General features: G+C 73.8%; 19 protein-coding genes. 10 read left to right on the top strand and 9 right to left on the bottom strand.

Annotation, left to right across the window (positions count from 1 at the left end; all coding sequences use genetic code 11):
- The first annotated feature begins 137 nt into the window (after positions 1–137).
- Positions 138–1,043: a TIGR01777 family oxidoreductase gene (locus ACI78V_RS17850; RefSeq protein WP_456853141.1), complete on the top strand. Its 906-nt coding sequence runs from the start codon at positions 138–140 to the stop codon at positions 1,041–1,043.
- Position 1,044: 1 nt separating this feature from the next.
- On the opposite strand, the gene ACI78V_RS17855 is transcribed toward ACI78V_RS17850, so the two are convergent.
- The gene (locus tag ACI78V_RS17855; RefSeq protein ID WP_456853143.1) at positions 1,045–2,763 is read right to left on the bottom strand and encodes a protein kinase domain-containing protein; all 1,719 of its coding nucleotides are present in this window, start codon (positions 2,761–2,763) and stop codon (positions 1,045–1,047) included.
- A gap of 151 nt (positions 2,764–2,914) precedes the next feature.
- On the opposite strand from ACI78V_RS17855, the gene ACI78V_RS17860 reads away from it, so the two are divergent.
- Positions 2,915–3,649: a Type 1 glutamine amidotransferase-like domain-containing protein gene (locus ACI78V_RS17860; RefSeq protein WP_456853145.1), complete on the top strand. Its 735-nt coding sequence runs from the start codon at positions 2,915–2,917 to the stop codon at positions 3,647–3,649.
- A 73-nt stretch (positions 3,650–3,722) separates the two neighbouring features.
- Positions 3,723–4,367, top strand: coding sequence for a lipoyl(octanoyl) transferase LipB (gene lipB / locus ACI78V_RS17865; protein ID WP_456853147.1), 645 nt, complete (start codon positions 3,723–3,725; stop codon positions 4,365–4,367).
- 53 nt (positions 4,368–4,420) lie between these two features.
- Here the strand turns inward: lipB and leuS are convergent, their stop codons facing one another.
- The gene (gene leuS, locus ACI78V_RS17870; RefSeq protein WP_456853149.1) at positions 4,421–7,324 is read right to left on the bottom strand and encodes a leucine--tRNA ligase; all 2,904 of its coding nucleotides are present in this window, start codon (positions 7,322–7,324) and stop codon (positions 4,421–4,423) included.
- Positions 7,325–7,547: 223 nt separating this feature from the next.
- A complete protein-coding gene (locus ACI78V_RS17875; RefSeq protein ID WP_456853151.1) occupies positions 7,548–8,477 on the bottom strand; it encodes an LLM class F420-dependent oxidoreductase in 930 nt (309 codons plus the stop codon).
- An 81-nt stretch (positions 8,478–8,558) separates the two neighbouring features.
- On the opposite strand from ACI78V_RS17875, the gene ACI78V_RS17880 reads away from it, so the two are divergent.
- The 3 genes from ACI78V_RS17880 to ACI78V_RS17890 all read left to right on the top strand — a co-directional run bounded on the left by ACI78V_RS17880 (position 8,559) and on the right by ACI78V_RS17890 (position 11,627).
- Positions 8,559–9,665 carry a hypothetical protein gene (locus tag ACI78V_RS17880; protein WP_456853153.1) on the top strand — a complete coding sequence of 369 codons (1,107 nt, stop codon included), beginning with the start codon at positions 8,559–8,561 and terminating at the stop codon, positions 9,663–9,665.
- 75 nt (positions 9,666–9,740) lie between these two features.
- Positions 9,741–10,715, top strand: coding sequence for a lipoyl synthase (gene lipA, locus ACI78V_RS17885; protein WP_456853155.1), 975 nt, complete (start codon positions 9,741–9,743; stop codon positions 10,713–10,715).
- Between the two features lie 54 nt (positions 10,716–10,769).
- Complete coding sequence (locus tag ACI78V_RS17890; RefSeq protein WP_456853157.1) at positions 10,770–11,627, top strand: DUF4191 domain-containing protein; 858 nt, start codon at positions 10,770–10,772, stop codon at positions 11,625–11,627.
- Positions 11,628–11,846: 219 nt separating this feature from the next.
- On the opposite strand, the gene ACI78V_RS17895 is transcribed toward ACI78V_RS17890, so the two are convergent.
- Complete coding sequence (locus tag ACI78V_RS17895; protein WP_456853159.1) at positions 11,847–12,266, bottom strand: RDD family protein; 420 nt, start codon at positions 12,264–12,266, stop codon at positions 11,847–11,849.
- Between the two features lie 166 nt (positions 12,267–12,432).
- On the opposite strand from ACI78V_RS17895, the gene glnA reads away from it, so the two are divergent.
- On the top strand, positions 12,433–13,866 hold the full coding sequence (gene glnA / locus ACI78V_RS17900; protein ID WP_456853161.1) for a type I glutamate--ammonia ligase: 1,434 nt from the start codon (positions 12,433–12,435) through the stop codon (positions 13,864–13,866).
- Between the two features lie 145 nt (positions 13,867–14,011).
- Positions 14,012–14,239 (top strand): hypothetical protein, encoded by a 228-nt coding sequence (locus tag ACI78V_RS17905; protein WP_456853163.1) that lies wholly within the window; start codon positions 14,012–14,014, stop codon positions 14,237–14,239.
- A gap of 319 nt (positions 14,240–14,558) precedes the next feature.
- Here ACI78V_RS17905 and ACI78V_RS17910 read toward each other — a convergent pair whose 3' ends face one another.
- Complete coding sequence (locus ACI78V_RS17910; RefSeq protein WP_456853165.1) at positions 14,559–14,726, bottom strand: hypothetical protein; 168 nt, start codon at positions 14,724–14,726, stop codon at positions 14,559–14,561.
- Positions 14,727–14,849: 123 nt separating this feature from the next.
- On the opposite strand from ACI78V_RS17910, the gene ACI78V_RS17915 reads away from it, so the two are divergent.
- Positions 14,850–15,257, top strand: a complete 408-nt coding sequence (locus ACI78V_RS17915; RefSeq protein ID WP_456853167.1) for a four-helix bundle copper-binding protein — start codon at positions 14,850–14,852, stop codon at positions 15,255–15,257.
- 63 nt (positions 15,258–15,320) lie between these two features.
- Here ACI78V_RS17915 and ACI78V_RS17920 read toward each other — a convergent pair whose 3' ends face one another.
- From ACI78V_RS17920 to ACI78V_RS17935, 4 genes are all read right to left on the bottom strand, one after another.
- Positions 15,321–15,500 carry a hypothetical protein gene (locus tag ACI78V_RS17920; RefSeq protein WP_456853169.1) on the bottom strand — a complete coding sequence of 60 codons (180 nt, stop codon included), beginning with the start codon at positions 15,498–15,500 and terminating at the stop codon, positions 15,321–15,323.
- A 113-nt stretch (positions 15,501–15,613) separates the two neighbouring features.
- Entirely contained in the window at positions 15,614–16,279 is a 666-nt protein-coding gene (locus ACI78V_RS17925) for a hypothetical protein (protein WP_456853171.1), read from the bottom strand.
- Between the two features lie 2 nt (positions 16,280–16,281).
- Positions 16,282–16,764 (bottom strand): hypothetical protein, encoded by a 483-nt coding sequence (locus ACI78V_RS17930; RefSeq protein ID WP_456853173.1) that lies wholly within the window; start codon positions 16,762–16,764, stop codon positions 16,282–16,284.
- Positions 16,761–19,223: a molybdopterin oxidoreductase family protein gene (locus tag ACI78V_RS17935; RefSeq protein ID WP_456853175.1), complete on the bottom strand. Its 2,463-nt coding sequence runs from the start codon at positions 19,221–19,223 to the stop codon at positions 16,761–16,763. Before ACI78V_RS17935 ends, ACI78V_RS17930 begins: the two co-directional genes overlap by 4 nt.
- Positions 19,224–19,373: 150 nt before the next feature.
- Here ACI78V_RS17935 and ACI78V_RS17940 point away from each other — a divergent pair, with 150 nt between their 5' ends.
- Positions 19,374–20,774 (top strand): DUF2254 domain-containing protein, encoded by a 1,401-nt coding sequence (locus ACI78V_RS17940; protein WP_456853177.1) that lies wholly within the window; start codon positions 19,374–19,376, stop codon positions 20,772–20,774.
- Positions 20,775–20,778: the final 4 nt, after the last annotated feature.

Here is a 20,778-nt window from a genome sequence, read left to right on the forward strand (position 1 = left end):
CCCCCCCGGTGCGGCACCCCCCCGAGCCCCCAAAGTCCCCCGGCGCGCGCGGTCACGCCTCACCCCCACCGTGGGGGGCCCGGGGTGAGGCGGGCCCCCCGATCGCGTTCTGCCGCCCGTGCTCGGCGAGGAGACACATGAAGGTCGCGGTCACCGGCTCCTCGGGGCTGATCGGCTCCCACCTGGTACCGGCGCTGCGCGCCGACGGGCACGAGGTGCTGCGCCTGGTCCGGCGGACGCCGCGCACCGCTGACGAGCACCGCTGGGATCCCGAGCACCACCGGATCGACCCGGCCCTGCTCGCCGACGTCGACGCGGTGGTCAACCTGGCCGGGGTGGGCATCGGCGACCGCCGGTGGACCGGGAAGCACAAGCAGCGGGTGCTCGCCAGCCGGGTGGACGCCACGCGCACCGTCAGCGAGGCGATGGCGGCCGCGGCGGTCGCCGACCCGACCCGACCCCGCGTCCTGCTCTCCGGCTCGGCGGTCGGCTGGTACGGCGACACCGGCGATCGCGTGGTCGACGAGAGCGCACCGGCCGGCGAGGACTTCCTCGCCCGGGTCTGCACCGAGTGGGAGGCGGCGACGGCACCGGCAGCCGACGCCGGGATCCGCGTGGCCCTGCTCCGCACCGGCCTGGTGCTGGGCCCGGGTGGGCTGCTGGGCCGGCTGGCTCCGCTGTTCAAGGCCGGGCTGGGGGGCCGGCTGGGATCCGGGCGGCAGTACTGGCCCTGGATCAGCCTCACCGACGAGGTCGACGCCATCCGCTTCCTGCTGGCCACCCCCGTAACCGGGCCGGTGAACCTCACCGCCCCCGCGCCCGTGACCAACGCCGAGTTCACCCGGGCACTCGCCCGCGTGCTCCACCGGCCGGCGCTGCTCCCGGTGCCGGGCACCGCGCTGCGCCTGGTGGTCGGCGAGTTCGCGCCCGTGGGCGTGCTCGCCGGCCAGCGCGCGGTTCCTGCGCGGCTCGAGGAAGCCGGCTTCAGCTGGACCCACGCCGACCTGGAGACCGCGCTGCGGGCCGCACTCCACCGCGGCTGACTCACCCCGTCCGCACCGCTGAGTGGATCCGCCAGCCTCCGGCGGCAGCCACCAGCGTCATCCGCACCCGCGCCTCGCCTCTGGCAGCCACCGTCCGGACCGCCGGCCCGTCCGGCTCCGCGGCAGCGACCACCTCGTACGCCGGCCATGCGTCCACGACGTCGAGAGTCACCCGGCCCTCGGCTGTCCCGCCCTCGACCACCGTGACGCGCTGGACCGCCGGCGCGAAACCCCGCACGGTCTCTCCGGTTCGGGCGAACGACGCGACGGTCGCCGCGTCGGTGGACAGCAGCGGGCTCCCGTCGGGGTACACCTCGTCGAGGAGCTGCGCCGCACCCGTGCCGAAGGCGGCGGCCCGCCGCTCGTAGAGCTCGGTGAGCCGTGCCGCCCACACCTCGGCCGAGTCGGGACCGGCGGCGGCCGCGGGCTCGGGCGCCGTCACGACCTCCGCGTCCCCGGGCGACACCCCGCCGTCAGTCCCCGTCCCTCCCCCGCCGTCGTCCGCCGGAGGGGCGGTGCCGGCCGTACCGGCGGGCGTCGGGGCCGCCGTCGGGCTGGGGGTGGCCGCCCGGTCGTCCGCCCCGGCGGCGACCCGTTGCCCCCCGGGGTCGTCCGGCTCGCCGGAGGGACCACCGAGCCACAGTGCTCCCGCCACCAGCGCGAGCGCGACGAGGAGCACGCCGATCCGACCGGCCAGCGCACCGGGCCGGACCACCGGCCGTACCGACCCGGCCCGGACCGCGGCGACGACCCGTGCCGCCAGGCCAGGGGCAGCCGATGCCGGTTCCGTCGCCGGACGCCGGTGTCGTCCCGGCACCTGGTGGGTGAGCTCCGTCCGGGGGATCGAGCCCGGGTCGTCGTCGTCCGTGCCCGCCGCGGCGAGCCGCACGGGCTCCGGCCGGCACGCGTGCCGCAGGTCCAACGCGAAGGCCGCGGCCGAGCCCCGTTCAGCGGGGTCCGGGGACAGCCCACGGGCGATGACCGCGAGCAGCTCGACCGGGGCGTCGGGAGCCAGTTCCGCCAGGTCCGGCAGGTGCCCCTCCGCGGCGACCCGCAGGGTGTCGGCGGGCGTGGCGGCGTTCCAGGGCGCCACCCCGGTCAGCGCATGGAAGGCGGCGGCCGCCACCCCGAACACGTCCGAGGCGGGGCCGGGCGCGCCGCCGCGGGCGACGGTCGGGTCGACGTAGGCCGGCGTCACCTCGGCCGCGGCGCTCTCGCCGAGGACCCGCGCCACCCCGAGGTCGGTGAGCACGGGGCGCCCCTCGACGGTGAAGACGATGTTGCCCGGTGAGAGGTCACCGTGCACGACCCCCCTGTCGTGTGCGTGCGCCAGCGCGGCGGCCACGGGGGCCATCGCGGTGACCACCTCCCCCGGTCGCAGCCGGCCGCGGCGGGCCAGGAGCGCGGCGAGGCTGCCGCCGGGCAGGAGGTCGAGCACGAGGGCCACCCGGGGCTGACCGCCGCGCCGGGGCTGGTGCACCACCTCGTGCAGGCAGACCAGGTGGGGGTGGTCGAGCTCCCCGAGCAGCGCCGCCTCCCGCGCCTGCCGCTCCGGGTCACCGGCCACCAGCACCTTGACCGCGACCGGTGCGCCACCGGAGCGTGGCACCGCCCGCCACACCTCGCCGGAGCCACCCCGGCCCAGCAGCTGCTCCAGTCGGTACCCGGGCACCACGGGGGTGTCGGCGGACCCGCGTGGCGCGGGAGGGGGTGTCGGCATGGCGGGCACCGTAGATCGCGCGAGGCCGACCGTGCCGGGGCCGTCCACAGGCCGCGGCGTCGTCCACCGGTACCGCACCCGTCGGGTGCGGTACCCGCCGGCGGCCTAGGTTCGGTGCGTCCCGCCCCCTCCAGCGAGGAGCTGCCTGACCGTGCCCGCCTCCGCGCCGACCATCCTGGCGACCAGCATCGGCTTCGACTCCCGGGGCCGCGGGCCCTACGACTGGGCGCCCGGCCCGGTCTTCGACCTCGCGTTCGACCTCGCCGGGGCACCCGACCGGCCGAAGCTGTGCTACCTGGGCACCGCCACCGGCGACGACCCGGTGCGCGTGGCCGGCGTCTACGGCGCCTTCGCCGGCAGCGGCGTCCAGGTCAGCCACCTGAGCCTGTTCACCATGCCCACGGTGCCAGACGTGCGCGGCCACCTGCTGGCGCAGGACGTGGTGTGGGTGGGCGGCGGCAGCGTGGCCAACCTGCTCGCGGTGTGGCGGGTGCACGGTCTGGACGAGCTGTTCCGCGAGGTGTGGGAGGCCGGGGTCGTCCTGGGCGGGGTGTCGGCCGGCTCGTTGTGCTGGCACGTCGGCGGCACCACCGACTCCTACGGCCCGGACCTGCGCCCGGTCACCGACGGTCTCGGGCTCATACCGACGTCCAACGGGGTCCACTACGACTCCGAGGAGCAGCGGCGGCCGCTCTACCACCGGCTCGTCGCCGACGGCACGCTGCCCGGCGGGCACGCCACCGACGACGGCGTGGGCCTGGTCTACCGCGGCACCGAACTGGTGGAGGCCGTCGCCGACCGCCCCGACAAGGGCGCCTACCGCGTCGAGCGGGGCCCGGACGGCACCGCCGTCGAGACCCGGCTCGAGCCCCGGCGGCTGCGCTGACCTTCCCCGTCCAGCGTCCGCCCCGAGTCGGCGGGAGGTGGGGAGGACGGGTCCCTTCTCTAGGCTGGGTGTCGTGAGCGATCTCCAGGTTCTCCGCCTCGGCACCGTCGACTACGAACAGGCCTGGGCGCGGCAGCGCGACCTGCACGCTCGCGTGGTCGAGGGCTCCGCACCGGACACGCTCCTGCTGCTGGAGCACCCGCCGGTGTACACCGCCGGCAAGCGCACCGAGCCGCACGAGCGTCCCTTCGACGGCACCCCGGTCATCGACGTCGACCGTGGCGGCAAGATCACCTGGCACGGGCCGGGGCAACTGGTCGGCTACCCCATCGTCCGGTTGCCCGACCCGGTCGACGTGGTCGCCCACGTCCGGCGCCTGGAGGGGGCGCTCATCGACGTGTGCGCCGGTGTCGGCCTGGCCACCGAGCGGGTCGACGGGCGCAGCGGGGTGTGGGTGCGCGCCGACGGGCGGGGTCCGGACCGCAAGGTGGCGGCGATCGGCGTCCGGGTCGCCAAGGGCGTGACGATGCACGGCTTCGCGCTCAACTGCGACCCCGACATGACGGCCTTCAGCAACATGATCCCCTGCGGGATCGTCGACGCCGGCGCCACCTCACTGTCGGCCGAGCTCGGCCGCGACGTGCCCGTCGCCGAGGTGGTCGACGCCGTGGAGGCCGCGATGCGGCGGGTGCTGACGCTGCAGGCTGCCACCGCCTGATCGCCGGGCCGGCCCCCTCCTCGGCCTCGGGGACGCCGAGGAGGGGGCGGTCCTCAGCCGAGAACGAAGTTGACCAGGCGCCCGGGGACGGCCACGACGCGGCGCACGGTCCTCCCGTCCAGGTGTCCGGCGATCTTCTCGTCGGCCCGGGCGGCGGCCTCCAGCGCGGCGGCGTCGGCGTCGGCCGGCACCGTCACCTGGGACCGCACCTTGCCGTTCACCTGGACGGCGACCTGCACGGTGTCCTGCACCAGCCACTCCTGGTCGGCCACGGGGAACGGCGACCACGCCACCGAGTCGGTGTGGCCCAGCCGCGACCACAGCTCCTCGGCGATGTGCGGAGCCAGCGGCGCCACCAGCAGCACCAGCGGCTCGGCGACCGACCGCGGCACCGGCGAGCTGGCCCCGTACGCCGAGGTGAGGTGGTTGGTCAGCTCGGTGATCCGGGCGATGGCGATGTTGAACCGCAGCGTGGCCATGCCGTCGCGCACGCCGTCGATGGCCCGGTGCACCGCGCGCAGCGTCTCCTCGGAGGGCTCCAGGCCGTCGTCGGCGCGGACGACCCCGGTCTCCTCGTCGACCACCACCCGCCAGATCCGCTGCAGCAGCCGCTGGGAGCCGACGACCGCCTTGGTCTCCCACGGCCGGGACTGCTCCAGCGGGCCGGTCGACATCTCGTACACCCGGAAGGTGTCGGCACCGTAGGCGCCGATCATCTCGTCCGGCGTGACCATGTTCTTCAGGCTCTTGCCGATCTTCCCGTACTCACGGTTGACCGGCTTGCCCTCGTGGAGGAACTGCCCGTCCACCTCCACCACCTCGGCGGCGGGCACGTAGAAGCCGCGCTCGTCGGTGTAGGCGTAGGCCGAGATGTACCCCTGGTTGACCAGCCGGCGGAACGGCTCCTCGCTGGACACGTACCCCAGGTCGTGCAGGACCTTGTGCCAGAAGCGGGCGTACAGCAGGTGCAGGACGGCGTGCTCGACCCCGCCGACGTACAGGTCCACGCCGCCGACGTCGCCCTCGCCGCGCGGGCCCAGCCAGTACCGCTCCAGCTCCGGGTCGACCATCCGCTCGTCGTCGCCCGGGTCCAGGTAGCGCAGGTAGTACCAGCAGGAGCCGGCCCAGTTGGGCATCGTGTTCGTCTCGCGGCGGTACCGGCGCGGCCCGTTCCCCAGGTCCAGCTCGACCGTCGTCCACTCCGTGGCGCGCGACAGCGGCGGCTCGGGGGCGGAGTCGGCGTCGTCGTCGGCGAAGGTCTTCGGCGAGTAGTCGTCGACCTCGGGCAGCAGCACCGGCAGCATCGAGTCCGGGACGGCGACCGGCAGGCCGTCCTCGTCGTAGACGATGGGGAACGGCTCGCCCCAGTAGCGCTGGCGGCTGAACAACCAGTCGCGCAGCTTGTAGGTGGTCGTCGCCTCGCCGTGACCGTGCTCGACCAGCCAGTCGGTGATCGTCGCGATGGCGGTCGCCTTGTCCAGGCCGTCGAGCGAGATCTCGTCGTTGGCGGAGTTGATCATCGGGCCGGTGCCGGTGTAGGCCCCGCCCTCGAAGTCCTCCGGCGGCTGCACCGTGCGCACCACCGGCAGGCCGAACGCCTCGGCGAACTCGAAGTCACGGGTGTCCTCGCCGGGCACCGCCATGATCGCGCCGGTGCCGTAGCCGGTCAGCACGTAGTCGGCGACGAAGACCGGCAGCTCCCGGCCGTTGACCGGGTTGACGGCGGTGACGCCCAGCCAGACACCGGTCTTCTCGCGGCCGGCGTCCTGCCGGTCCAGCTCGGAGCGGCGCGACGCCTGCCGCTGGTAGGCCGCCACCGCCTCCGCGGGCGTGGCCGCTCCGCCGGTCCAGCGGGGGTCGGTGCCGTCGGGCCAGGCCGCGGCGGTCAATGCCTCGACCAGCGGGTGCTCGGGGGCCAGCACCATGTAGGTGGCGCCGAACAGCGTGTCGGGCCTGGTCGTGAAGACCTCGATCGTCTCGGCACCGCAGCGGAAGCCGATCCGCGCACCGGTCGAGCGGCCGATCCAGTTGCGCTGCATCTGCTTGAGCGAGTCCGACCAGTCCAGCCGGTCCAGGTCGGTCAGCAGCCGCTCGGCGTAGGCGGTGATCCGCATCATCCACTGGGTCAGCGGACGCCGGAACACCGGGAAGTTGCCCCGCTCGGAGCGGCCGTCCGGGGTGACCTCCTCGTTGGACAGCACCGTGCCCAGCCCCGGACACCAGTTGACCGGCGCCTCGTGCCGGTAGGCCAGCCGGTGCGCGTCGACGACCTGCCGCCGCTCCACGTCGGACAGCTGGGCCCAGGGCCGGCCGGAGGGGTTGGTCCCCGGAGCGGGCTGCCGCGTGCCGGCGTCCAGCTCGACCACCAGCTCCTCGATCCGTCGCGCGCGGCCGCGGCCGCCGTCGGCGGACTCGTCGAACCACGAGCCGAAGATCTGCAGGAAGATCCACTGGGTCCACTTGTAGTAGCCCGGGTCGATCGTGGCGAAGCTGCGGCGGTCGTCGTGGTCGACACCCAGCCGGCGCAGCTGCGCCTTGATCGCCGCGATGTTGGCCTCGGTGGTGATCCGCGGGTGCTGCCCGGTCTGCACGGCGTACTGCTCCGCGGGCAGGCCGAAGGCGTCGTAGCCCATCGGGTGCAGCACGTTGTCGCCGTCCATGCGGCGGAACCGGCTGGTGACGTCCGTGCCGAGGTAGCCCAGCGGGTGCCCGACGTGCAGGCCGGCGCCCGACGGGTACGGGAACATGTCCATCACGAAGAACTTGGGCCGGTCGGCCACCCGCTCGAACCCGGCGGCGAGCCGGCCGGTCGGGTTGGGCGTGTGGAAGGTCCCCTCGCTCTCCCAGCGGTCCTGCCAGGCGAGCTCGATCTGCTGCGCCAGCGCGGGGGTGTAGCGGTGCGGGGGGACGCCGTCGACCGTGGGGTCGGCGCTGGGCTGGCTCGCCGTCTGGCTCATCGTTTCGTGCTCCCGGATCGTCGTACCGGCGGCGGACATGAAAAGACCCCTCGCGCAGGAGGGGTCGCCGTGCTGTCCGGACTGCTCAGGTCAGCACGGCCTGGGGAAGCAGGAGCCGCCTGGTCACGCCCATGAGACTACCGCGCGCGGCCACGACCCGGGCCGCGCGCAGGGCGCCCCCCTCCGGCTGGACCTCCACCTGAGGTGCAGCCGTGCGGCACCCTCAGCCCAGCTGGGGCGCGATCTCGGCGGCGACCAGGTCCAGGTGGTCCAGGTCGGCGAGGTCGAGCACCTGCAGGTAGACCCGCGACGCGCCTGCCTCGGCATACCGGCCGAGGGTGTCCACCACCTCGGCCGGCGTGCCGGCGGCGCCGTGCTCGCGGAGCTCGTCGACCTCGCGGCCGATCGCGGCGGCCCGGCGGGCCAGCTCGGCCTCGTCCTCGCCGACGCAGAGCACCAGCGCCGAGCTGTAGACCATGGACGACGGGTCGCGGCCGGCCGCCTCGCACGCCTCACGCACCCCGGCGAAGAGCCGCGCGTTCTCCTCCACGGGGGCGAAGGGCACGTTGAACTCCCCGGCGTAGCGGGCCGCCAGCCGCGGGGTGCGCCGCTTCCCGCGACCGCCGACCAGGATCGGGACGCCGCCCGCCTGCACCGGCTTGGGCAGCGCCGGGGAGCCGGCCAGCCGGTAGTGCTCCCCGGCGAAGTCGAACGTCTCCCCTGGCGGCGTGCCCCACAGGCCGCTGATGACGGCGAGCTGCTCCTCGTACCGGTCGAAGCGCTCACCCAGCTCCGGGAAGGGGATGCCGTAGGCGCGGTGCTCCTCCTCGTACCAGCCGGAGCCGATCCCGAGCTCGACGCGGCCGCCGCTCATCTGGTCCACCTGCGCGACCGAGATCGCCAGCGGGCCGGGGAGGCGGAAGGTCGCCGCACTCATCAGCGTCCCCAGCCGGATGCGGCTGGTCTCGCGGGCCAGCCCGGCCAGGGTGACCCAGGCGTCGGTGGGCCCGGGCAGGCCGTCCCCGCCCATGGCCAGGTAGTGGTCGGAGCGGAAGAAGGCGTCGAAGCCGGTCTCCTCGGTCCGCCGCGCGACGGCGAGCAGGTCGTCGTAGGTGGCGCCCTGCTGGGGCTCGGTGAAGATGCGGAGCTGCACCCCGGAACGCTATCCACGGCCGCCGGGATCCGTCGTCCCGAGATCGCGTTCGGGGTGTGCCCGGTGCAGCGAGCGGGCAGGATGGCCGCCGAGACGATCAACCCGGAGGTGCATCCCGTGTTCCGCAAGAAGACGCACGGCCAGATCATCGGCGAGGAGCTCCAGGAGGGCTTCAGCCACATCGGCACGGCGGTGGCGGAGGCCGGTCGGGCGGCGGCGGAACAGCTCGCACCGCGCGTCGAGGCCGCCCGCGAGGCGACCGGCCCGGCGCTGGAGGCCGCAAGGGTCGCCGTGGCGCCGAAGGTCGCCGCCGCTGCGGCCGTCGCCGCGCCCGCCGTGGCCTCGGCCCGCGACGCCCTGTCCCCCCACGTGGAGGCCGCGCGTGAGGCGCTCGTCCCGCGGGTGGAGGCCGCCCGCGGGGCAGCGGCGCCCCGCGTCACGGCGGCCCTCACCGCCGCCCAGCTCGCGGCCAGCAAGGCCGCCGGTGACCTCGGCCCGCGGGTGGAGGCGGCCCGCGAGGCGGCGCAGAAGACCCTCGAGCACGACGTCGTCCCGCGGCTGACCGCCGCGCAGGCGGCCACGCTCGCCTACGCCGCACCCAAGGTGCTGGCCGCCCGTGAGGCGGTCGTCCCCGTGCTGGAGTCCACGCGCGAGTCCATCGCGACCGGCCTCCACCACGCGCTGGAGGAGCTCGACGCCCGCCGCGAGGAGCTCACCGCCACCACCGCCGAGGCCAAGAAGAAGGCCGCCAAGCGACGGCGGACTCTGGAGAAGAAGGCGGCCAAGCAGGTCAGGCGGAAGGTGGGGGCCGAACCCGGGCCCCGCCGCTGGCCGTGGCTGCTCGCCGTCCTCGCGGTCGGTGCGGCGGCCTTCGCCGTCCTCCGCCGGCGCAAGGACGACGACCTGTGGACCCCCGCCCCCACCGGCGACGGGCCCGTGCCCAGCTACCGAGAGGACCCCGTGCCCAGTTCCCCGAGCAACTCAGGCAAGACCGTCTCCACCGCCCAGGACGTCCCCGGCGACTCCGCGCCCGCAGAGTCCGACATGGGCGTGCGCGACGCCCAGCTGGTCGAGGGCGACGGCCCCGACACCGAGACCGTCAACGGATCCGACGCCCCGCAGCCGTTCAGCGGCGGCGGTGGCGCCGACGAGGGCCCGACCGCCGGCCCGCGCGGCCAGCAGCCCTGACCCGAGCCCCGTCCCACGCCGCCCCCGTCGTCGACGCGACGGGGGCGGCGTGCGTCCGGAGTACCGTGGCCGATCATGAGTGAGACGGTGGCCCCGACCCCCTCCTCGGACTCCCCGATCGCGCCGTCCGGTCGCAAGCTGCTGCGCCTGGAGGTCCGCAACAGCCAGGTGCCGATCGAGCGCAAGCCCGAGTGGATCAAGACCCGGCTGAAGACCGGTCCCGAGTACACCGAACTGAAGTCGCTGGTCCGCCGCGAAGGCCTGCACACCGTCTGCGAGGAGGCGGGCTGTCCCAACATCTACGAGTGCTGGGAGGACCGCGAGGCCACCTTCCTCATCGGTGGGGACCAGTGCACGCGACGCTGTGACTTCTGCCAGATCGACACCGGCAAGCCCGCGGACTTCGACGCCGACGAGCCGCGGCGCGTGGCCGAGAGCGTCGCCACGATGCAGCTGAAGTACGCCACGGTCACCGGTGTCGCCCGGGACGACCTGCCCGACGGCGGCGCCTGGCTCTACGCCGAGACGGTCCGCCAGATCCACGCCGCCGTCCCCGGCTGCGGTGTCGAGCTGCTCATCCCGGACTTCAACGCCGACCCCGACCAGCTGGCCGAGGTCTTCTCGTCCCGCCCGGAAGTGCTCGCGCACAACGTCGAGACGGTGCCCCGGATCTTCAAGCGCATCCGCCCCGGGTTCCGCTTCGAGCGTTCGCTGGCGGTCATCACCGCCGCTCGCGAGGCCGGGCTGGTCACCAAGTCCAACCTCATCCTCGGGATGGGCGAGGAGCCCCACGAGGTGGTGGAGACGATGCGGGCGCTGCACGAGGCCGGGTGCGACCTGCTGACCATCACGCAGTACCTGCGGCCCTCGCCCCGACACCACCCGGTGGTCCGCTGGGTCAAGCCCGACGAGTTCGTCGGCTTCCAGGCCGAGGCCGAGCGGATCGGCTTCCCGGGGGTGCTGGCCGGGCCCCTGGTCCGCAGCTCCTACCGGGCCGGCCGGCTGTACCAGCAGGCGGTCGAGGCGCGGGGCCTGACCTCCTCCGTCTGAGGGACACCGGGCCGGTCCACCGGACCGGCCCGGTCGCGCCCCTATCCTGGGTGCATGGCACGCAGCAAGTCTCCGGACTCCCCCGCACCGACCGGCAAGGCCGGGCGGGGCCCGACCGCCGCCCGCGGCCGGGGTGGGTCGACGGCCGCGGGGGCCAAGGCCGGCGCCACCGCCCCGGGCACGAGCGGCAAGGCCCCGAAGCTGGACAAGAACGGGAAGCCGAAGGTCGGCCGGCTCAAGCGGGCCGGGAACCAGGCCCGCATGATCAGGCAGGCCTACTCGCTGACCCGCAAGAACGACCCGAAGCTGCCCTGGATCATGCTCATCGCCTTCGTGGCGGTGGCCGCGGTGGTGGAGCTGCTCGGCATCCTCTTCGGCTCGCCCTTCCTCTTCCTCCCCATCGCGATCCTGCTCGGCGCCCTGGTCGCGCTCATCGTGTTCGGCCGGCGAGCGCAGGGCTCGGCGTACCGGCAGGTGGAGGGGCAGCCCGGCGCGGCGGCCTGGGTGCTGGAGGGGATGCGGGGTGACTGGCAGGTGTCCTCCGGCGTCGCCGGCACCACCCAGCTGGACGCCGTGCACCGGGTGCTCGGCCGCCCCGGCGTGGTCCTGGTCGGCGAGGGCGCCCCGTCCCGGGTGCGGCCGCTGCTGGCCCAGGAGAAGAAGAAGGTCGCCCGCATCTCCGGCGACGCCCCGATCTACGACATCCTCGTCGGCGACGAGGAGGGGCAGGTGCCGCTGCGCAAGCTCAGCGCCCACGTCATGAAGCTGCCGCGCAACCTCTCCGGCGCCGAGCTCAATGCGCTGCGCAAGCGGCTCGCCGCGCTCGGCGGCGCCCGGATGCCGGTCCCCGGCGGCCCCCTCCCCGGCGGCCGGCAGATGTCGGTGAGTCAGCGGCAGGTCCGCCGCCGGTAGGACGACGCGACGAGCGAGCCCCCGTGCCGGCCGGCACGGGGGCTCTCTCGTCGTCAGGACGCGGGCAGCGGCTCGGCGCCGACCGGGAACGGCACCTGGCCGCGGGTGGCCCGATCGCGGGGGCCGGAGGCTCCCGATCGGGACGCGGGCAGCGGCTCGGCGCCGGCCGGGAACGGCACCTGGCCGCGGGGTCGTCCGGTAGGACGACCATGACACGACTCAGTCCCGGACGACGGCGGTGCCGGTGAGCCGGTCGTGCAGGCCACGCCCGTCGCCGTCCACGATCAGCGCGGGCACCAGCAGCATGAGCAGCGCCGTCCGGACGACGGCCCGCCACGGCGCCAGCCGCGCGCCCGGCCGCGGGTGCGCGAGGCGCAGCCCGAACAGCCGCATGCCCGGGGTCTGGCCGAGGACGACCAGGGCGATCACGGTGACCAGGCCGAAGGACAACAGGCTCCAGTTGCCGGGCAGCTCCGGGGCGGTGAAGAGGCCGGCCACGAGTGCCGCGCCGATCGCGTCGACGACGAACGCGCCGGCGCGGCTGCTGAAGGCGGCCAGCGAGCCGGGGCCGTCGGCCGGCAGCCCCAGCGACGCACCGCGGCGACGCTCCTGAGAGGGTGGCTGCACGTTCCCGACCATGTCCGCCAGCGTAGGACCCCCTGTCGGCCGGCCCCTGCGACCGGCTCCGGTGCCGCTCCGGCGACACGCCCGTCCGTTGTTACCGGTCTGAAACACCGGAGACACTGGCGGGCAACTCCGCGCTCGTAGTTTTCGGTTCGGCTGTTCGCCCACACCCGGAGGATCGATGTTCACCAGTCCCGACGAGGTCGCCGCATACATCCGCGACAACGACGTCGAGTACGTCGACGTGCGTTTCTGCGACCTGCCCGGCGTCATGCAGCACTTCACCATCCCGGCGTCGACGTTCGGCGAGGACACCTTCACCGAGGGCCTCGGCTTCGACGGCTCCTCGATCCGTGGGTTCCAGGCGATCAACGAGTCGGACATGCTGCTGCTCCCCGACGCCAACAGCGCCTTCCTCGACCCGTTCCGCGTGCACAAGACGCTGAACGTCAACTTCTTCATCCACGACCCGATCACGCGGGAGGCCTACAGCCGCGACCCGCGCAACGTGGCGAAGAAGGCCGAGGCGTACCTCGCCAGCAGCGGCATCGCCGACACCGCGTACTTCGGGCCGGAGGCGGAGTTCTACATCTTCGACTCCATCCGGCACTCGACCGGCATCAACGAGGGCTACTACCACATCGACTCGGTCGAGGGGTCGTGGAACTCCGGCGCCCTCACCGGTGAGAACGGCGGCCCGAACCTGGGGTACAAGACCCGCGCCAAGGGCGGTTACTTCCCGGTCGAGCCCTACGACCACTACAGCGACCTGCGGTCGACGATGATGACCAACCTGACCAACGCCGGCCTCGAGCTCGAGCGCGGTCACCACGAGGTCGGTACCGGCGGTCAGGCCGAGATCAACTACAAGTTCGACACGCTGCTGCGGTCGGCCGACAGCCTGATGCTGTTCAAGTACATCATCAAGAACACCGCCTGGGCCCACGGCAAGACCGCCACCTTCATGCCCAAGCCCCTCTACGGCGACAACGGGTCGGGCATGCACTGCCACCAGAGCCTCTGGAAGGACGGCGAGCCGCTCTTCCACGCCGAGACCGGCTACGCGGGCCTGTCCGACACCGCCCGCCACTACATCGGCGGCCTGCTGGCGCACGCCCCGTCGCTGCTGGCCTTCACCAACCCGACGGTCAACAGCTACCACCGCCTGGTGCCCGGCTACGAGGCGCCGATCAACCTGGTCTACTCGGCCCGCAACCGCTCGGCGTGCTGCCGCATCCCGATCTCCGGTGACAGCCCCAAGGCCAAGCGCATCGAGTTCCGCGTGCCCGACCCGTCGGCCAACCCGTACCTCGCCTTCTCGGCGATGCTCATGGCCGGCCTCGACGGCATCAAGAACAAGATCGAGCCGCCGGCGCCGGTCGACAAGGACCTCTACGAGCTGCCGCCCGAGGAGGCGCTCGGCATCGAGAAGGTCCCGGCCTCGCTCGACGCCGTCCTCGACAACCTCGAGACCGACCACGAGTACCTGATCGACGGCGGCGTCTTCACGCCCGACCTGATCGAGACCTGGATCGAGTACAAGCGGGAGAACGAGATCGACCCGATCCGTCTCCGCCCGCACCCGCACGAGTTCGCGATGTACTACGACATCTGATCGACGAGGGCGTCACCGCCCCTGAGCTGCACGTTCGCGCGGCCCCCGCCAGGGTTCCCCCGGATCCCCTGGCGGGGGCCGCGCTGCGTCCGGCGCCGGGCGCGCGGACTCCCGTGAGCGGCGCGACGGCCGGTCCCTGGGCGACGTGGACCGTCCGGGCGACTGCCGTGCTCGCCGGCTCCGGACCGGCAACCCCTCCCTGCTGATCGTCGCGGTCAACTCCGCCGCCGGGTTCGCCGCACACGCCGGCGAGGCGACGCTGAACGTGCCGGTCACCCTCGCGTTCACCGCGGCCGCCGTCGCCGCCGCGCTCCCCGCGGGCCGCCTGGCCACCCATCTGGACACCGCCCGGCTGCGCCGCTGGTTCGCCTAACTGGTGTTCGCGGTCGCCGCCGGCATCCTCGTGCAGATCGCCGGCTCCGTGCTCGGTTGACCGCCTGGGTGCCGTAGCGCCGCCTGGCGCTGAAGCCCGAGGCGGTGTTGCACCCCGGCGTACCGTTCCCAGCGGGATGAGATCGGCACCTCGCCGACCTGACGCGGGCCCCCGTCCACCGCTGCCCGACCTGCCACTTCAGGCGCTACCGCCGCCAGTCCACCTCCGAGGCCCGGCCCGACGGCCGGACGCGAGCGACCCCGCCGATCTGCCTCGCCTCTCCGACCGGTGAGCGCGTTGACCGCGGGGTCTGCTGGGCTCACGCCTCGCTCCTGCCGAGGGTCGTGCCGCGGTGCGGCCGGGTGGGGATGGCGGCGAACGGGATGGGGCAGCAGTCGTTGTCGGAGCACGCGACCAGGTCGTCGCAGCCGGCGTCCAGTGCGGCCCGGTGGGTGTCGCGGATGGTGGTGAGGTCGGTGATGCGCACCGCCGCACGTCCGGCCGATGACGATGTGTGCAGTGCGCCGCGCTCAGGGGTAGGGGCTGCGGACCGGTGCACGAAGTGGGGCCGTACGGGCATCCCGCTACCGGTACCACGAGGAGGCCAGCCGTGACCGTCGCCGCCCAGATGCTCGACACGTACCCGAAGGACCTCGGCGGGGTCGACCGGGACAAGCTGCGGGCCTGCATCGAGGCCTGCGTCGAGTGCGCTCAGGCCTGCACCGCGTGCGCGGACGCCTGCCTGAGCGAGGACTCGGTCGCCGACCTCACGAAGTGCATCCGGACCAACGCCGACTGCGCCGACGTCTGTGACGCCACCGGCCGGGTGCTGTCCCGGCACACCGGCTACGACGCCAACCTCACCCGCGCGGTGCTGGAGGCGTGCGCCGCGGCCTGCAAGGCCTGCGGCGACGAGTGCGGACGTCACGCCGAGATGCACGAGCACTGCCGCGTGTGCGCGGAGGTCTGCCGCCGCTGTGAGCAGGCCTGTCGCGACCTCATCGGCAGTCTCGGCTGACGTCGCCGCCCCGCAGGTCCCCGGCTCGCGGGACACATCGGGGGCGCGACCTCCTCCTGTCGCTCAGGTGTTCAGGTCCCGGCGGCCGTAGCGGCGACACCCGGCCACCGTGAGCACCGCGGCGGGGGTGGGCAGGCCGGCTGCCCCCGCGGCGTTCCACGGCTCGGCCGGGACCGCGTTCAGGTGGGCGAACGGGGAGAGCCAGCGGACCGCGCCCGGCCAGTCGAGAGTGTCGGCGAGCACCAGGAAGCTCCCGGCGGCGCACCGAGTCAGGCCGTAGCCCCGCCGGTGTGGGTCGGGGAGGCCCCGGGCCGCGGACGGAGCGCGATCCCGGGACTGCGCAGCGGCGCGGGCCCTCAGAGCTGCGGTCGGATCCCCGGCTCTCGAGCCAGCGCGTCGGGTTCGAGCGCCCCCTCGCCGCGAACCGCGGCCTCGGCCGGACCGTGCCGGCCGGCCGGGAGGACGGTCCTCCCGCGGGCACCCTCGAGTTCGAGGACCACCGCCGCGTAGAGGGCCAGCACCGCGAGGGCCAGGCCCACCCAGCCGGCCGTCGTCTTCCAACTCGCGGACCCGGTGAGCTCGTAGGCGCCGGTGACGAGGAACCGGATGCCGGCCAGCGCCATGACGGCGGCCGGGACGAGCTTGGTCGCACCGGCGGACGCGGGGACGAACATCGAGGTCCCCGCGACGATCAGGAGGACCCCGAGGCCCTTGCTGGCGGTGCCGGGCGGAGAGGTCACGGTGGTGAGACCGACGACCGCCCACGTGCCACCGAGGACCCCCATCCCGGTGGCGGCCACCGGGTCGCGCGCCAGGAAGCCGATGACCGCCGCGGTGAGCTGCAGCGGCACGGTCGCGACCAACGCGGTGAGGGCGGCCACCCGGCCCTCGGTGGGCGGGATCCAGCCGAGCTGGACGGTCGCGAAGACGGTCGTGGCCAGGGCCAGGGCCAGGAAGCCGAGTGGCAGCGGTGTGGCCAGCGGTCGGAGGACGACGCGGGTGGCGGTCTGCGGAGTGGTCACCGTCAGCTCACCAGGGCCTGGGTCGCGGACTCCTTGAGCTTGGCGTTGGCCCAGCGCATCTGCCGCAGCGTGTCCGGATGACAGCGCTGGGCCAGCTCGAGCAGCTCCCGCTGGCGCGCGCCCTGGGCGGCCTGGGCGAGCAGCTCCCAGTCCAGTGACACCCCGGCCGCCTCGCGGTGGATGTGACGGAGGTCTGCCAGCAACAGCAGGCCCGGCTCGGGCCGGCGCCCGAGCAGGTCCGACGTCGCCTGCTGGACCTTCTCCAGGATCCCGGGTTCGCCCTCCGGCTCGGGGTCGAGGTCGAGGTCGTAGTCGGCACCGATGCGGGCGAGCTCGGTGACGTGCCGCTGCGACCAGCCGGCGATGTCACGGGCGACGTAGAAGACCTCGTGGTCGGCCTTGTGCCGGTCCGAGGCCGCCAGCAGGGCGCGCGCCAGGTGGTTCTCCGAACGGTGCAGCTCCTCGATGGCCAGGTGCAGCTTCACCGGGCACCTCCCGGCGCCGGCTCCTCGAGTGCCTCGGCGGCGGCCCCACCGCGGGTCTCCGGTATGCCGGCGGACACCACCGGCCGGGAGCCGGTCGTGGTGGGCGCCGGGGCGGGGCCGGTCGCCTCCGCGAGCCGGGTGACCGCGGCAGCGGCGGTCTTGAAGATCGGCTGCTTGGAGCAGGCGTCCCAGTCGGTGAGCGTGAGCTCGTTGGCCGCCCGGCCGCGGTCACCGGCGGGCTCGTGGCCGCCCGGCTCGTCCCAGTAGCCGTAGTGGAACGGCAGGAACACCACACCTGGCCGGATGCCGCTGATCCGCAGCCGGCCCTCGACGCGCCCGCGCGGGGTGGCGACCTCGAGCAGGTCGCCCTCGGCCCAGCCGCGGTCCGCGGCGTCGGAGGCGGACAGCTCGACCCACACCTCCGGGGCGGCGGCCTGCAGCTGCGGTGCCCGGCCGGTCTTGGTGCGGGTGTGGAAGTGGTAGAGGGTCCGGCCGGTGACCAGCTGGAACGGGAACTGCTCGCTGGGCAGCTCGTGCGGCGGCAGGTACTCGGCGGCCTTCAGCACCGCCTTGCCGGTGGGGTTGAGCGCCTTGTACTCGGTCTCGTCCAGCGGCGCTCCGGTGACCAGGTCGCGGCCGTAGCTCTCGCAGTAGGACGGCTCGGCCCAGAACTGCCCGTCGACGTAGATGCGCTCGGTGCCGTCGGGGTGCTCGTCGTTGCACGGCCACTGGATGCCGCTGCCGCCGCGCAGCTTGTCGTAGGACAGGCCGGTGTAGTCGCACGGCCGCCCGCGGCTGCACTCCTTCCAGCCCTCGAACGCGCCCTCGGGGTCGGACCACTTGACCAGGGGGGCGCCGTCCTTGTCCTCCAGGCCGAGCCGGTGGGCGAAGTCGATGAGGATGTCCAGGTCCGGGCGGGCCTCGCCGGGCGGGTCGACGGCCTTCTCCGACAGGTGCACCGTGCGGTCGACGTTGGTGAACGTGCCGGTCTTCTCCCCCCAGGTGGCGGCCGGGAGGACGACGTCGGCCAGCTGCGCCGTCTCGGACAGGAAGATGTCCTGGACGACGAGGAAGAGCCCGTCCTGGCTCAGCAGCTCGCGCACCCGCCGCAGCTCCGGCAGGGAGACCGCAGGGTTGGTGCAGGTGACGTAGAAGAAGCGGATCGATCCCTCCTCGATGTAGCGCAGCTGCTGCATGATGTGGGTCGGCGGTGAGTAGTGCGGGATGTCGAGCGGGTCGACGTTCCACACCCGGGCGAGGTCCTGGATGTGCTGGTCGTTGGACCAGTTGCGGAACGCGGGCAGGTCGCCGTCCGCGCCGGCCTCCCGGGTGTTCTGCGCGGTGGGTTGGCCGTTCATCTGCAGCAGGCCGCACCCGGGCCGGCCGAGCATGCCGCGCAGGACGTGCACGTTGTTGACCTGGACCGCGGCCGCGGTGGCCTGGTGGGACTGGTAGAAGCCCTGCAGGACGGTGGACACCAGGCGCTCGGCGGTGCCGATGATCCGTGCGGCCTCGCGGATCTGCTCCACGGGGACGTCGCAGACCTCCGCGGCGACCTCGGGCGGGTAGTCGCCGACGCGCTTGGCCAGCTCCTCGAAGCCCACCGCGTGCGCCTCCACGTAGTCGGAGTCGACCCAGTCGTTGGCGACGATCTCGTGCAGCAGGGCGTTCATCAGCATGACGTTGGTGCCCGGCCGCGGCGCCAGGTGCACGGTCGCGGACCGGGCGACCGGCGTCTCCCGAGGATCGACGCAGATGACCTTCGGCGGGTTCGGGCCGGCCAGCCGGTCCAGCACGCGGGTCCACAGCACCGTCTGCGTCTCGGCCATGTTGTGCCCGTACAGGCAGATCACGTCGGCCGAGTCGATGTCGGTGTAGGAGCCCGGCTGCCCGTCCGAGGCGAAGGTCTCCTTCAGCGCGGCCGCGGCGGTGGCGGTGCACAGCCGGGTGTTGCCGTCGACGTGGTTGGTGCCGATGCCGCCGTGGGCGATCAGCCCCAACGTGTAGTACTCCTCGAGGAACAGCTGCCCGGTCGTGTAGAAGGCGATCGAGCTGGGGCCCCGCTCGCCGAGCAGCTCCCGGCACCGGCCGGCGGCGGCGTCCATCGCGGTGTCCCAGTCGCACTCCACCAGCTCGCCGTCCCGCCGGATCAGCGGCCGCGTCAGCCGGTCCGGTGAGTTGTTGGCCTGCCACCCGAACAGGTCCTTCGGGCCCAGCCGGCCGTGGTTCACGCGATCCACCCCGCGGCCGCGGACGCCGACGATCCGGCCGTCCTTGACCGCGATGTCCAACCCGTCGCCGTTGGAGTGCAGGATCGTCGCCGACTGCACCCAGCGGTCGACGTCGTCCTCGGTCAGCCCGTCGGCGAGGTAGGAGTCCACCCGCGTCGGCCAGGTCTCCCCCGGCCCGTACGGCGTCCGCGTCCCCCACGGCTCGGCGATCCGGTCGACACTGGGCACGGCGGTCCTCCTACCGGACGGGTCGGGTGCCCGCCGAGTCTCGCCGCCGGTCCGGCTCACCGCAGCCTGGAGTGGGCGTGCTCGGGCGGAGGTCGCCCCGCTGCGGGACGCTCGCAGCGTGCTGACCGAAGCCCCGGAGAGGTCCTTCCGGTGAACTCCAGGAGACCCAGGCGACGCAGTGCGGTCCGTGCGATCACCGCACGGCTGCGCGGGGCTCTCTGGCCGATCCCGGTGGTCGCCGTCGTGATCGCGGTCGGCGTCGGCATCGGGCTGCCTGCGGTGGACGGACTGCTCGAGAATCGCGACTCGGGTCACCCCCTGACCTTCGTCTTCGGCGGCGGGCCGTCGGCGGCACGTGACCTGCTCGCCGCGATCGCCGGATCGCTGATCTCCGTGACGGGGCTGATCTTCTCGCTGACCGTCGTGGCCTTCCAGCTGGGCAGCAGCCAGTACTCACCCCGGCTGCTGCAGACCTTCGCCACCGACCGGGTCGTCCAGTTGACCCTGGCGCAGCTGACGGCGACGTTCGTGTACGCGCTCACCGTGCTGCGGACCGTGCGCACCGAGAGCGCCACCGAAGGGGAGACCGCGTTCGTCCCCCGGCTCTCGATCACCGTGGCCTACGTGCTGACGCTCGGCAGCGTCCTGGCCGTGGTGCTGTTCCTCGGGCACCTGGCCCGCGCCCTCCGGGTCGAGACGATGCTCCGCGACGTCCACGAGGAGGCCGGGGCCACCCACGACCGGGAGCTGCCCGATGACCTCGAACACCCGGCGACGCCCGTCCGGCTGCCTCCCGGACCGGGGATCCCGGTCGCCGCCCCGTCCAGCGGCTTCATCGTCGACGTGGACGAGGAACGCCTGGTGTCCGCCGCGGCGGGCTCGGACATCGTGGTCCTCCTGGCCGCCCGGATCGGTGACTCCGTGGTGGCCGGGACACCTCTCGCCCACGCCTGGGCCAGGGACGGCGTGCACCATCCCGACACAGCGGCGTTGCAGGAGGCCCTCGGCCGCTCGGTACGACTGGACTTCGAACGCTCCCCCGCTCGCGACATCGCCTACAGCCTGCGCAAGGTCGTCGACATCGCCGTCCGTGCGCTGTCGCCCGGCATCAACGACCCGACGACGGCCGTGCACGCCCTGTCCCATGCCTCGGCGCTGCTCGGTGACCTCGTCTCCCGGCCGCTCGGCCCCGACTGCCGTGTCGACGACGACGGGGTCGTGCGCCTGGTCGTGCCGCGCTGGACCCCGGGTGACCTGGTCGACCTCGTCCTGGAGGAACCCCTCCACTACGCCTCGGGGCAACCGGCCGTCCTGCGCCGCATCGCCGCCCTGCTGCGGGAGGTGGCGTGGCGTGCGCCCCGGGGCGTCGTGGACCACACGCTGCGCGACCGGCTCCGTTCCGTCGTGGACCTCGCCGCGGAGTCCACCCGGATCACCGCGGCGGAACGCCGCACCTGGGAGGAGACGATCGACTCAGCCCTTAAGGGGGTGTGGGCTGCTGAACGACCGGGCCGACCCGGATCGGCTGGCTGGCCGCGGGGACCGGTGTGATGCC

Source organism: Geodermatophilus sp. SYSU D00742, assembly GCF_054049935.1.

Excerpts from the sequence above, each read along its gene's own strand:
- ACI78V_RS17850 (WP_456853141.1), top strand. The coding sequence starts at position 138 with ATGAAGGTCGCGGTCACCGGCTCCTCGGGGCTGATCGGCTCCCACCTG.
- lipA (WP_456853155.1), top strand. The coding sequence starts at position 9,741 with ATGAGTGAGACGGTGGCCCCGACCCCCTCCTCGGACTCCCCGATCGCG.
- ACI78V_RS17880 (WP_456853153.1), top strand. The coding sequence starts at position 8,559 with ATGGCCGCCGAGACGATCAACCCGGAGGTGCATCCCGTGTTCCGCAAG.
- ACI78V_RS17890 (WP_456853157.1), top strand. The coding sequence starts at position 10,770 with ATGGCACGCAGCAAGTCTCCGGACTCCCCCGCACCGACCGGCAAGGCC.
- ACI78V_RS17895 (WP_456853159.1), bottom strand. The coding sequence starts at position 12,266 with ATGGTCGGGAACGTGCAGCCACCCTCTCAGGAGCGTCGCCGCGGTGCG.
- ACI78V_RS17855 (WP_456853143.1), bottom strand. The coding sequence starts at position 2,763 with ATGCCGACACCCCCTCCCGCGCCACGCGGGTCCGCCGACACCCCCGTG.
- leuS (WP_456853149.1), bottom strand. The coding sequence starts at position 7,324 with ATGAGCCAGACGGCGAGCCAGCCCAGCGCCGACCCCACGGTCGACGGC.
- glnA (WP_456853161.1), top strand. The coding sequence starts at position 12,433 with ATGTTCACCAGTCCCGACGAGGTCGCCGCATACATCCGCGACAACGAC.